Raw genomic sequence first — 13324 nt, 5'->3', positions numbered from 1 at the left:
TTGAAGGACAGACGCCATTCGTTATCGAATGGCGTCTGGATTTCACGGCCGATAATGTTCAGCAACGGGCCAGACTATATCGTTGGAACATGTTTTCCTGCCCTTGGGCAACCTCACTATGGGGCCCTTGGAGGCAGCTACGCGATCGATCAACTGGTCGTATGAATTGTTGTGATTGCCCCCGGCCCAAGTGTGCTCCTCGATATCCGCGGCATCGCCTCCGGCCTTCCTGAAAACATCCTCGACTCTTGCCGCCCGACTCAGGTCCGAGCGCACCAGCCATATCCGCTCGGCACTGATGCCCCGCGTGGGCATGGAAATACGTCCTTCGTGGCTGTCGCCATCAAAATCCCTGTTGTTCAGGTAAAGGTTTTCCACCCGTGGGACCACTTCGATGCCGCGGGTGTCGATGACATACAGGAAACCATGTGTCTGTTTGCGTCGCAGCAACGGATAATCGCGCGAATTATCCATTTCAAATGAGGTGTCTGACTCTTCACCCGAACTGTGTCGATTTCCGCTGGATGAGTCACTGTCGGAAAAATGCCCCGGATAGCGATTGGCCTGGCTGTTGTAGTGCCGAGGGTTGGAGTAGTAATCAAAACGCAGGTATTGAATGCCGTTGCCCAATGAAAACGTCGAGCTCAAGGCATGCCGGGTTGTCGAGTCGGAAGGGTTGCCCCGCAACTTCACCAAACGTTTGTCCCGCGCCAGTTCGAAGGGCGTGCGCAAATCGGCGCGGAACATTGCCGGAATATCCGTACGGTAAAGATAATCATGCTTGTTGCGCATGTAGCCGGCATGTTCCAGATAGCTTTGCAGAAAGTCTGCTTCGTAACGCTGTTGGACAGGCGGCAAGTCACCCTCAATGCTTTCACCTTCTTGCCGCAGTCTGAGACTGATGGGGCCAAGCTCTTCGGCAATCTGTTCGAAGCGTCTGGCATCCTGCACATTTCGGGTCAGGCTTTTGTGCTGTTCGGCCCATGCGGGAAAGCCGTTTTCCATGTCCGGACGCAAGCGTTTTTGTTGCGCGGTGCTGAGATTGTAGGTGCGCAAAAGCTCGGCGCACTCACTGCGAGTCTTTTGCGGGTGGGACCATTTCATGGAATCCAGAAGGAATTTGTAGTGACTTTTGATATCTCTGCGTCTTGCCCAGCCCGGCGGGCCCCCGATGGCCTCGGCCTCGGTACGAAAGGCAAGAATTTCTGCGCCGCGCAGGCTGTACACATCCCATAGTTCGCCATCGGTCCAGTGCGCCAGCTTCAGCGGCAAGGCGGCATCCGCGCGTGCTTCGTTCGGGTCTGCCTTGATCAGGCGGCCGTATTTGCCCTTGAATGCGAAGCCGACATTCAGCCGTGTAATCACTTGCCCTTCATAGGGATTTTCCGCCCATTCGTGTACCGCGTAATAACCTTGTTCGTTCGGCACCGGCTCGGAACGCGGCTTGGCCAACTCATACAGGGTGTAGCGGTCGGGCGGGTACTCTTCGATGGGCTTGTTCAAACTCCACAAATCAGTGTCCGCGACTCGATAAACAGGCGGTCCCGATGGCGTCCGTTCACTGGGCAATCTGGCGCGCCAGGCTTTGATCAGATCGTGGTACGCCACCATCACCGTCTGCCCTGCGGCCGATCCGTCGTCGTTGGCGATGTCTGCGAACTTGCGCCCCTTGTATTCTTTCAGGCCGTCTGCATCCGGGCGTAGAGTCCCGTCGATGTCTTGCAGGTAAGGCTCCAGCGGCGACATGGCAGACCGCTGAGTAGGCCTCTGCGCATCAAGGATCCGGCTCACCGTTATCACGGGTTCCGGGCTGGCGTGACTGCCGTGAGGACCGCGGGCGAGAATGTCCGGCGATGTGAGCGAGCCGTCCGGCCTGACGCGGCCAGGCAAGCGTGCATCAAGATCGATGGGACGATCCAGGCTGATCGGGCGGGAGGTCGAGGTGCCCGGCGTTTCCGGTGTCGGTAATGGGCGAAGTGTCCCGGGTTTCTGGCGCATAAAGGTCATTCCATGTAGTGAACCCGGCCAGTCATTGGCCGAGGTGATCAAGTGCCGGAATGGAGCTCAGGTCCATCCCGGCACGTTGTTGAAACCGGCAGCGCGCGGTCAGTTGATGTTGACGGGGATGAACAGGTCTTCGCGTTTGACGCGTGTCTGCCGATCAGTCAGCAGGCTCCAGTGGCTGTTTACCGAGTTGTAAACCAGCGTGCCCACTGTGTCGGGCTGGTAGCCGATGTGAGTCACGTAGACCCGCGCTGCCAACTCGTTGCGCTGCCGGTGTTGCTCGATATCGGCCAACAGCGCATCGACGCTGGCGTAGCCTTGGGCATTGATCACGTACAGCTGCAAGATCTCGAACAGCAGCGAGACTTGATAGAGATTGCCGGCGGTGGTCGCCACGCTGACCGATTCCACCGGTGTGTCATCGCCGATATCCGGCAATTGGACAGTCACGCTGGCGATGCGCAAGCGGTTGTCCTGCAATTGGATTTCGTCGCGAGTGACGGTTTCGTCCATTGTCCTGGTGTACAGATTCCAGCTTGAGGCGTTGGCCGTTTTTGCCGCAGCCCCAGGTGTGGCCAGGCGCACGATGCAGTTGCTGGCCAGGTAGATGTCGTATGTGGCGCTGTGACCCTCAAGCAGATAAATGCCGGTATGCGCCCGGGATTCGATGACGATTTTGCTGGGGCGATCGGTCAGCAGCGGCTTCTCACTGATGGCGGGCCGGGTGAACGGGTATTTGCCGTTGCGCCGTTTCAGCCAGCTTCGAGTGCTGACCTGCCGTGCGCCGGGGTTGTTGGCGTCCTCTTCGTAGTCCAGGTGCGGCAGTTGCAGGCGATAGGACACTCCGTCCCGCATGACCACAACGATGTCTTGCGCCAATTGCGGCGTGGTGACTTTGAGGCTGTTGCGCCCGCTGTACCCGGTGGCGGCAGCGATCGGTTGGATCACGCCCTTGAATGCCAGCACTTTTGCCGGCAACCGCAGCGACAGGCAGAAGTCTTTGTAGGTCAGGTGAGTATTGCCCGAAACGCCTTTGCGCACCTGGACGGCATAGCTGAGCTCGACGTCGATGATTTCGTCGTCGCCGTAGTCCAGAAAAACGCTGCGCGGCCTGGTGGCGCTGCGTGCGATGACGAACTCGACCTCGCGCTGAGTACGGGTGACAAAATGTCGGCCCAGGCTCTGATTGTCGATCGTCACCGTACCGCCATTGACGATCGCCGGGGCAGGGGCGGGCTGACCAATGACGGTCACGGCGACATCGATGTCCTGACTCAGCGCTGGACCTGGTTCCTGAGGGAGCTGAGCCAGCAGTTCGTAGCCATCCTGGGTGCGGAACAGCCATCGATCGTTATGCAACCGACGCTGGCCGTCGACCATTCGATAGACGTTTTCCAGGGTCAGCACGTGGTCTGGGTCGTCGCCGTCCTTGCCGCGCAAGGAATTGATCACCAGCGAGGTGCCGATGATCTGCCAGCGCTGAATCACCGCGTGCGGCCAGCCCATTTCGATCACGCTCGAATGCGCGCTGTCCTCGGTGATTGTCGTGCGTGCGTTGGTGTGAGCGATGTAATAGCGATCGACGCCGCTACCGCCGTCCACGTGACATTCGAGGCCGTAGATGGCAATCGTGTCGTTGCCGGCACCGGCGCTGACGCGATCATGGCCATGGGCGGAGATCTGGTTGGCCTCGGAACTGCCGATGACGTGGCTGCTGCCTTTGCGCAGCGTCGAAACGTTCTCGAACGATGTCAGGTGCGCGACTTCAATGCCTGGGCCTTCCGGGTCCAGACCACGCAGCGTGACCTTGCCGCTCGGCAGGTCAATCCGATGGCCGATGTATCGTGTATCAGTGGCCGGCCGCTGGCCTTCAAACGCAAACGTATCGCTACCGTCGCCGCCATCCAGCACATTGATGTGCGGTGGTTTGGTCAGCCGATCCAGTTCCTCGTCAGCGACCTGCTGATAGAACGCATCGTTTTTGTCGCCACCGCTGAGCGCCTTGTGTCCCTGGCGGTAGGTAAACAGGTTGGGCTGCGCCTTGACGCCAGTGACACGGTCATTGCCGTCGCCCAGGCGCCAGAACACGCCTTTGCCTTCGCCTGCACTGCCGTTGACAACGCCCTTGAGGTTGTCGGGTAATCCATGGCTTGCATCGATGATATCGTCGCCGCCAACGATCACCGCCTGGCTGTCGAGTCTGAACGGCAGCTGCCCGACGTTTTCGTCCCACTGGTAACGCCATAGTTCGACAGGGCGCAATTCGGCGCGAAACGCGCCATTGACCACTTGGGCGATGGAGTCGCTGTAAGCGCCGGCAAGCATGTCTTTGGCCGACAGTTCGAGCTGTTTTTCGTAGTCACTGGAAAGCCTGGACAGCTTGAAGCGATCCATCACTTCGGCGTCCAGTTCCTTGCCGGTAAAAGCGAACCATCCCGAGCGCAGACGCTCGAGTGTTGTCAGTTCGATGTAATCATCGATCTGGTCGACGACCCTGGCGGCTTGATAGATCAATGAACCGGAGATGAGCAGTGCGGCAGCCGCGAGGCCGAGCGGGCCGGCAACACTGCCGAAACCGGCCAGCGCGGCGACGCCCAGCACCAGGCTGATGCCAGCGCCCGCTACACTCAGGGCAGCGCTGAAATAATGGTCCTGAGCTTCTTTGCCCGATGACGCGGCGGCGGCGTTGAACGATTTGATCGCGTCGACAATGTCGAACGGCAAGGTGATCGCGCTGGCGAACATTCCCGCGCCACGGCTCATGTATTTGCCGATCGTGGTCAGCGCAAAGCCCCTCAGTACATTGCTGCCCTGAGTCAGCATCGCCTGGCCTGTTCTGGCCAGACCCCGCTCAATGATCAGCGAGCCGAGTTCTGCCGCGATGGATCCGCCGTAGTAGAGCATTTCCAGCGCCTCGCCTTTTTTGATCGCATCGGTCAGGGCCATGTAGCCGCTGTAGATGCCGAAGGCTTGCATGCCGACTCCTGCGCCGCTCATCAAATAGCTTTTGGTCTTGTTGATCCAGCCGGGCGCGTGTTCGATCGCGTCCGCCCGGTGGATTTCCAGCTTTTGCGCAGCCTTGCCCAATTTGTTGAGACGATCCATGGCGCTGCCCGAAACCAGCGGCGTATCACTGACGAACAATGGGCCGGCATCGACCGAGCGCTTGCAGGCAATCTCATAGAACAGCAGTGCCGCCATGTCATTGTCGGGAAAGTCCACAGCTTGCAAGCGGGACTGCACCTTTGCGGACTCGAAATGGAGTCCGTCCAGAAAAGCCTGATCCACGCGCTTCATGTTGGCATTCGCCGGACTGACAGGTTGACCGTCGACGGTCGCCCCCAGCGCTTGCAACTCGACCCGACTGATCACGACCTCGCCGATACGCAGTGGGCCCAGGTGTTTGTCGATTGCCTTCAGAGTCTGGCGAAGGGATGGGGGGCTGTCAGGCACCCCGCCTGGCACGTCCGCTCGATCGGCCATGGGTGGGGACGGCGTATGGGCATTGGCCGAGGCGTCTATGGGGGTAACTTGAAGCGCGCGCACGTGGGCGACATGAGCCGCGGGAACGATGAGTTTCGACACGTATTAATCCTTTAATGGTGTGCATGAGGAGCCGGTTTCCCTGGCGGCTTTACTTGAGCATTTGAAGTTCGGGCCAGGCGATGTCATGGGCAAACTCGTCCTTGTTGCCTGAGAGCCTGAGTATCGGCAGGCCCGCCGCCTCCACCTGGTCGATCAACTGGTCGTATTCGAACCGGTTGGAGTGCCCGGCATGGGTGGCCGCTTCGATGCGATCAGCGTTTGCCCCAGCCTGCTCTTTGATGTCTTCGACCCTGGCGCCCTTGGTCAGGTCTGTGTTCAGTAACCAGACACGCTCGGCTGAAACTCCGCTGCGCGTGACCGAGATCAGCCCTTCGAAATCGTCGGAGGGGAACCAGGTCGGCGGGGTGTCACGCGCAGCGGAATTGAACATCATGTTTTCTTCGTGGGGGACGACCTCCAGATCGCGCGTGTCGAGTGCGTAGAGAAACATTTCCGTCTGCCGCGTGCGCGTGGACCGGTAGCCGCGCTCGTGATCCCATGCCACAGGGCTGTCAGGATCCGACCAGTCTGACGAGGAGTCACTCGGTGTCTCACTGGCGTCGCTTGCGCCGCTTTCCGAACCGCTGTCGCCCGTGTCGCGTCCCGGGTATTTATGGGTCTGGCTGTTGAAACGCAGGTATTCGGGATCGGGGGTGCGGGCATATCCCTGTCCTGCCTGGAGACTGAACGTCGCGCTGATCGGCTTGTGTGTGGTCGCGCCGGGTTCGTGGTGATAGCGCGGCAGCATGGTGCCGTCGTTCGCCAGCTCGAACGGCGTGCGCTCGTCACCGCGAAACAGCGCCGGAATGTCCGTGCGGTACAGGCAGTTGTTCTTGTTGCGCAGATAACCGAGCTGTTTCAACAGCGCTTCGCGCACCTCGGGGGTCAGGCTGTTTTCTGCGTCATACCAGTCGTGGCGGGCATTGCGCTTGAGGTTGAGCTGCTCGAGCGCATCGGCGGCAAACTGGTCGAAGCGTTGCGGGTTGCTGACGTCCTCCAGCAAGCGCTTGTGCGCCAGTGCCCACGCCGGGAGCGTCAGATGGCTGGCCATTTCCTGCTGCAAACGCGACAGTTGCCTGGGCAGCAGATTGAACGATTGCAGAAAGGCTTCGCGCTCGGCAAAGCCCATCTGCGGGTGCAGCCAGCGCAACGAGTCGCGCAGCAGATCGGTCCGCGGATTTTCCGTGGTTGTGGGGTGTGCCCACTGTGGCGGCGTGCCGGTGGCCTGGGCTTGGACACGAAAGCGCGCGATGTCCTCGCCCTGTACCCCATATAGCTGCCATATCTCATGATCGGTCCACTGTTTGAGGTGGAGCGGCGACGCTGCGAATCCACCCGCTGGAGGATCAACCGCTATGTAATTGCCATATGAATCCCGGAAGGCGAACAGCATGTTGTCTTTGCGTGAGCCAAATAGCGGATTCATTTCGTAATAGCCCTGAGCATCCGGCGAACGCCAGGATGGGCTGTAACGACTTTGATTGATGGGTGTTGTCACGGGGGCGAGGCGCGGTCGCTTTGGCGCGGGTTGTTCGGTCAGGCGCCAGGTGGGGCTGTCTGCGTTTTTGTACAGGCGCGGTCCGGAGGGAACGCGCTCGGTGAGTAACTTGCTGCGCAATGCGCCGGTTTCATCCTCACCCACATGCGTGGTTTGCACAGCTCCCTGATATTCGACGTCTGCGAACTTTCTGCCAACGATCCAGCGAAATCCATCATTGTCGGCAGGCTGCATTCCACGCACAAAGGTCTCCGATAACCAGTAATCGTTTATTGAAGTGGAATGTTCCGAGCGATAGGCGCTGTGTGCCGGTAACTGAAAGATTTCAACCGCTGGTAACCGCGGATTTGCATCGGCAAGGGCGCTGTCGAAGTTGCTACTGTGCAGCGCAAGATCGGGGATGCCGGCTCTTGGCGATATTTCAATGCTGCTGACATCAAACATGGGCCGATGTGGCGTTGGCACGTTTGCATCAGTTTGATGCGTGGTTGTGACTGACGTCTTGCGGGGTATTTTTGGACTCATGAAAGACTCGATAAGAAATGGATTGTTGTATGACTCGGCAGAACTTCAATGCGTGGTTTGAATAAATATGGATAGCCAGCAAATGTCCGAGTCGGGCCCATCAATCTAACGGTTTTTCAAAAGCGCGAAACACTGAGCAGGCATGTTTCAACTTGAATATGTAACGCTAGTTTTGCGTCGATCGAGAATGCGGAAATGTCGGTTTTATAACCAGGAAAGTTAACCGGGAGGGAGGAAGTTTGCGTAGGTTGCAAGCGCCGCTCTTGTCGGAATGTTCCGAAAGAGCGGCGTATAAGAAATGTCGCTTGTAAATTGCCTGTTTTAGTAGGCGTAACGCAACAATGTATGTGGCAAGTGGCGCATAACGAAGAATCCGAACAGCGCGACCATGGACGGCAGGATCAGCCACCAGATCTTGAAAGGCATGGCGTTGAGCGGCGCCTGCCGCTGGTTTGACCACAGCATCGCGGCGCAGACGCAACTGGCAAGCATTGCACCGGCCAATATGTCGGTTGGCCAGTGCGCGCCGAGATAGACCCGCGACAAAGCAATGGAGAATGCCGGGATGCAGGCAATCAGCAGCCAGGTCAGGCGCATGCGTGGCGGCTGCCCGCGTCCGGCCAGGACACCCAGCGTCAGGAACAGGGCGAATGCGCCAGAAGCATGGCCGCTGGGCATGCTGTAGGTGGTCAATGGATCGCTGAGCACTTCCGGACGTACCCGGGCGAAAAAATACTTGGTGCCGGTGTTGGCCATGGCGGTGATCAGCATGGTGGCGCCCGCGAACACTGCCTGGCGCCACTGCTTGCACAGCAACAGCAAAATGACGAGCAGGGCGCTGAACAGCAGCATGTTGCGGAATTCGCCGATCAGGGTCAGCGTCACGGCGATTTCGTCCAGCGCTGGCTGGCGATGTTCCTGCACCAGAGTCATCACACCGTTGTCGAGCGCGCTGAGGTATGGATAGCCGATAAACAGCCCGATCAGGATCAACAGGCTCATGCCGCCGATCCAGATCGTCGCCCGACGATGGCGGCGCACGCTGCTGTTGACGCTCAGGCCGACCATCACCGCGATGCTGGCCGCGACAATTCCGGCTTCGAGCCAGAAACCTTCAGGCAACGGCAGGCGGAACGCCGCGCCCGTGGCCCAGCCCGGCAACAGATAAGCCAGGCTCCAGCCAGCAGCGGCCAGCAGGCTGACGGCGAAGAAACGCGGGAAGGGCATGTCGCACATCCCGGCGACCATCGGCAGCATCGGCCGCAGCGGGCCGATGAAACGCCCGACCAGCAGGCTGGCGATGCCATAGCGCTGGAAGTACGACTCGGCGCCGGCCATCCATTCCGGATGATGGCGTAGCCCGGGGAGGCGGCGGATGTTCTGGTGGAAATGGCGGCCGAGGAAGTAGGAAATCAGGTCGCCAAGAATGCCGCCAAGAAAGCCCAGCAGCAGCGTTTCGCTCAATGACAGCGCGCCGCTGCCGGCCAGCACCGCCACGGCAAACAGCAACACCGTGCCCGGCACGATCAGCCCGGCAATCGCCAGACATTCCACGCACGCCACGATGAACACCGCTGCGGCCAGCCACTGCGGATTGGCGCCGAGCCATCCGGTGATGCTATCGAGCCATGGGCCCATACAGAAAAACTCCATTCATTCTTTAAGTAATTGTTACGCGGTGGACTGCTGACCTGTGGGAGCGAGCCTGCTCGCGAATGACGCTGTGTCAGACGATAGAAGCGTTGGCTGGCACGACCCCTTCGCGAGCAGGCTCGCTTCCACAGGGGAGGTCATCATTCATTGACAGATGCGGCGTCGGTTACGGGAAGCAAAATATAATCCCGGCCTTCGACCTGACCCCGTCGCAGCGGGTTCCGCGTGCACCATTGCGCATACGCAGCGTCAACGAAGCGATACATCAGGTGTTCATCACGGCCCAGCGGAATGCCCAGCCGGGTGGTTTGAATAATCTGCGAAGGTGCCGGCCCCGTATCTTCGACCAGCAACAATTCATGGTCGAAACGCTTGGCGTCCCACATCGGTACTTTCAAACCCAATGCCTTGCACAACAACGTCTGCCCGGCGCACAACTTCTGCGTCGGCCGCGGTCGGCCCTGGGCATCGGGATTGTTCAGCAGCATCTGCGCCAGACTCGCCGGGCCGCTGACCTCGTCGACCCACGGATAGGCGGATTTGATCAGCACGGCATTGCCCGGACCTTGCGCACTGAAGTTCAGCGAATCACCGCCGCGTGCGTAGTACATATAGATGTGGCCGCCATCCAGAAACAAAGCCTTACGCTTTTCTGTGTAACCGAGCGAGGCATGACTGCCTTTTTCCGCGAAGTAATAGGCTTCAGTCTCGATGATTCGCGCACTCAGCCACAGGTCGCCGATGCGATGGCGGATGACTTTGCCGAGCAGGGCCTGCGCCAGCACCTGGGCGTCGCGGTCGAAAAAACTGTCCGGCAGGCCCACGGGCAGGCGTGCGGACTCGGGGCAAAGGGGCACGTTGGTCATGACGGGCAAGGTTTATCCAGGCTCAAGAGGTCGTGATCATAACAACGCTGAGCTTAATTACGTCTGAACGCCGGCCAAACGCAGCTCATTTCGACCATCCGCCCGTCACCGCTGTTAGTCCCGGGACGCGACAGCTATAATCTGCCGCTTTCCCCTTTGCCAAGACCCCAGCAGACCATGACTGAGTCCGTTCTTGACTACATGACCCGATTGGGTCGCGCCGCCCGCGCTGCCTCCAAGGTCATCGGTCGCGCCAGCACCGCGCAGAAAAACCGCGCCCTGCAGGCTGCCGCCAATGCTCTGGACGCTGCGCGCGCCGAGCTGGCCGCTGCCAATGAGCTGGATCTGGCTGCCGGTCGCGCCAACGGTCTGGAGCCGGCGCTGCTGGAACGTCTGGAACTGACCCCGGCACGCATCGACGGCATGATCGTCGGCTTGCGTCAGGTCGCTGCACTGGCGGATCCGGTCGGCGCGATCCGCGACATGAGCTTCCGTCCGTCGGGCATTCAGGTCGGCAAGATGCGCGTGCCGCTGGGCGTGATCGGGATCATCTACGAATCCCGTCCGAACGTGACCATCGATGCCGCCAGCCTGTGCCTGAAGTCCGGCAACGCGACCATCCTGCGCGGCGGCTCCGAGGCGATTCATTCCAATCGCGCGATTGCCGCGTGCATTCAGCGCGGTCTGGCCGAAGCCGAACTGCCCGCCGCCGTGGTGCAAGTGGTCGAAACCACTGACCGTGCCGCTGTCGGCGCGCTGATCAGCATGCCGGAATACGTCGACGTCATCGTGCCTCGTGGCGGTCGTGGCCTGATCGAACGCATCAGCCGCGATGCCCGCGTGCCGGTGATCAAGCATCTGGACGGCATCTGCCACGTTTACGTCAGCGAACACGCCGATCTGGCCAAAGCCCAGCGCATCGCTTTCAACGCCAAGACCTATCGTTATGGCATCTGCGGCGCGATGGAAACCCTGCTGGTCGATCAGGCTGTTGCCAGGGATTTCCTGCCGTCGATGGCTGCGCAGTTCCGCGGAAAAGGCGTTGAACTGCGCGGTTGCGAGCGCACCCGGGCGATCATCGAAGCGGTCGCGGCCAGCGAAGACGACTGGCACACCGAGTACTTGGCGCCGATTCTGTCGATCCGCGTGGTCGACGGTCTGGAGCAGGCGATCGAACACATCAACCATTACGGCTCCCATCATACCGACTCGATCGTCAGCGAAAACCTCGCCGACACCCGGCGGTTCGTGGCGGAAGTCGACTCGGCCTCGGTGATGATCAACACGCCGACCTGCTTTGCCGATGGATTTGAATACGGATTGGGTGCCGAGATCGGCATTTCTACTGATAAGCTGCACGCCCGCGGCCCGGTCGGGCTCGAGGGGCTGACCTGCGAGAAGTACATCGTTGTCGGTGATGGCCAGTTGCGCGGCCAGGCGACGGTCTGACTTGACCGACCTCGACCTGACAGCGCCGCACACCGGCAGCGAGTCGCGCCCGCAACGCATTGGCGTGCTGGGCGGTACGTTCGACCCGGTGCACATCGGCCATTTGCGTGGCGCGCTGGAAGTTGTCGAAGCGCTGGCGCTGGATGAGTTGCGCCTGATGCCGAACGCGCGCCCGCCACATCGCGGGACGCCGCAGGTGTCGGCGCAGGATCGGCTGGCGATGGTCGAGTGCGCGGTGGCCGGATTGCCGCCGCTGGTGGTGGACGCCCGCGAATTGCAGCGGGACAAACCGTCCTGGACCATCGATACCCTGGAGTCGCTGCGCGCAGAGATGCCCGCCGAGACCCAGGTTTTTCTGCTTTTGGGCTGGGACGCATTTTGCGGCCTGCCCACTTGGCACCGCTGGGAAGAGTTGCTCCAGCATTGCCACATCCTGGTGCTACAGCGCCCGGACGCCGACAGCGAACCGCCGGATGCCTTGCGCAACCTGCTGGCAGCGCGTTCGGTGAGCGACCCGCTGGCCCTGAAAGGGCCGAGCGGACAGATTGCATTCGTCTGGCAGACACCGCTCGCGGTTTCCGCCACCCAGATCCGTCAACTGCTGGCCAGCGGTAAGTCGGTACGTTTCCTGGTGCCCGACGCGGTCCTGGCCTACATCGATGCGCACGGTCTGTATCGTGCGTCGAACTGAACAAGGCGTGCTTCACTGATACGAATCACCGTATCCCCAAGCCGCCGAATACATGAGCAAAACGAGTTACATATGACTGATAAAGATCTACCGAAAGTAAAGCGCAAAGGCACGTTCAAGAGCGCACCACTGCCGGAAGCCGTCAACACCAACGAGCCGCTCAAGGGCGACGAACTGGTCAAGATTGCCGTCGCTGCGCTGGAAGACGTCAAGGCCCAGGACATCCAGATCATTGATGTGCGCGACAAGCAGAGCATCACTGACTACATGATCATCGCCACCGGTACCTCCAATCGCCAGATCAACGCGATGCTGGACAAGGTCCGCGAGGAAGTGAAGAAGCAGGGCGCCAAGCCACTGGGCGAAGAAGGCAAGGGCGACAGCGACTGGGTTCTGCTCGACCTCGATCTGGTGATCGTGCACATGATGACTGCCTCGGCGCGTCAGTTCTACGACCTGGAGCGCCTGTGGGCCGGTGCCGAGCAAAGCCGTGCGGCCGATGCCAAGCACCACAGCCCGGAAAACACCCACGAGCACTTCACCAAGCTCAACAAAGACCAGTTCTAAGGGATCGCTGTGCGACTGCGCCTGATCGCCGTCGGTTCACGCATGCCCAAGTGGGTGGAAGAAGGCTGGCTTGAATATGCCAAGCGTCTTCCGTCCGAGCTGGCGCTGGAACTGGTGGAAATTCCGCTCAATACCCGTGGCAAGAATGCCGACGTGGCCCGTTTCATCCGCCAGGAAGGCGAAGCCATGCTGGCCAAGGTCGGGCACAACGAGCGGATCGTCACGCTGGAGGTTCACGGCAAGCCGTGGAGCACCGAGCAACTGGCGGTCGAACTCGATCGCTGGCGCCTGGATTCGCGCACGGTCAACTTCATGGTCGGCGGCCCGGAAGGGCTGGCACCGGAAGTCTGTGCCCGCGCTGACCAGCGCTGGTCATTGTCGCCGCTGACCTTGCCGCACCCGCTGGTGCGGATCCTGATCGGCGAACAGTTGTACCGTGCCTGGACCGTGTTGTCCGGCCACCCTTACCACAAGTAAGCCTGCCCT

The 13324-nt window shown here is 60.3% G+C and carries 9 protein-coding genes; 4 read left to right on the top strand and 5 right to left on the bottom strand.

Going from position 1 to position 13324, the window contains the following annotated elements:
- Positions 1-42: 42 nt before the first annotated feature.
- From ACYSTU_RS21615 to ACYSTU_RS21595, 5 genes are all read right to left on the bottom strand, one after another.
- Entirely contained in the window at positions 43-1998 is a 1956-nt protein-coding gene (locus ACYSTU_RS21615; protein WP_499001515.1) for a hypothetical protein, read from the bottom strand.
- Positions 1999-2106: 108 nt separating this feature from the next.
- A complete protein-coding gene (locus tag ACYSTU_RS21610) occupies positions 2107-5457 on the bottom strand; it encodes a calcium-binding protein (RefSeq protein ID WP_499001513.1) in 3351 nt (1116 codons plus the stop codon).
- Between the two features lie 181 nt (positions 5458-5638).
- Positions 5639-7531 (bottom strand): hypothetical protein, encoded by a 1893-nt coding sequence (locus tag ACYSTU_RS21605; RefSeq protein WP_499001510.1) that lies wholly within the window; start codon positions 7529-7531, stop codon positions 5639-5641.
- Between the two features lie 402 nt (positions 7532-7933).
- Positions 7934-9250: a bifunctional DedA family/phosphatase PAP2 family protein gene (locus ACYSTU_RS21600; RefSeq protein ID WP_336342521.1), complete on the bottom strand. Its 1317-nt coding sequence runs from the start codon at positions 9248-9250 to the stop codon at positions 7934-7936.
- Positions 9251-9405: 155 nt separating this feature from the next.
- Positions 9406-10131, bottom strand: a complete 726-nt coding sequence (locus tag ACYSTU_RS21595) for a DNA-3-methyladenine glycosylase (protein WP_425645734.1) — start codon at positions 10129-10131, stop codon at positions 9406-9408.
- Between the two features lie 177 nt (positions 10132-10308).
- Between ACYSTU_RS21595 and ACYSTU_RS21590 the strand changes: the two genes are divergently transcribed.
- From ACYSTU_RS21590 to rlmH, 4 genes are all read left to right on the top strand, one after another.
- On the top strand, positions 10309-11580 hold the full coding sequence (locus tag ACYSTU_RS21590; RefSeq protein WP_425645644.1) for a glutamate-5-semialdehyde dehydrogenase: 1272 nt from the start codon (positions 10309-10311) through the stop codon (positions 11578-11580).
- On the top strand, positions 11549-12271 hold the full coding sequence (gene nadD / locus ACYSTU_RS21585; RefSeq protein ID WP_024014451.1) for a nicotinate-nucleotide adenylyltransferase: 723 nt from the start codon (positions 11549-11551) through the stop codon (positions 12269-12271). The genes ACYSTU_RS21590 and nadD overlap by 32 nt, the downstream gene beginning before the upstream one ends.
- A gap of 72 nt (positions 12272-12343) precedes the next feature.
- Positions 12344-12838 carry a ribosome silencing factor gene (gene rsfS / locus ACYSTU_RS21580; RefSeq protein ID WP_016773024.1) on the top strand — a complete coding sequence of 165 codons (495 nt, stop codon included), beginning with the start codon at positions 12344-12346 and terminating at the stop codon, positions 12836-12838.
- 9 nt (positions 12839-12847) lie between these two features.
- Positions 12848-13315 (top strand): 23S rRNA (pseudouridine(1915)-N(3))-methyltransferase RlmH, encoded by a 468-nt coding sequence (rlmH, locus tag ACYSTU_RS21575; RefSeq protein ID WP_024014450.1) that lies wholly within the window; start codon positions 12848-12850, stop codon positions 13313-13315.
- Positions 13316-13324: the final 9 nt, after the last annotated feature.

Source organism: Pseudomonas glycinis, assembly GCF_054871425.1.
The sequence above is the reverse complement of the archived record's forward strand: the minus strand, read 5'-3'. Positions and strand labels throughout refer to the sequence as shown.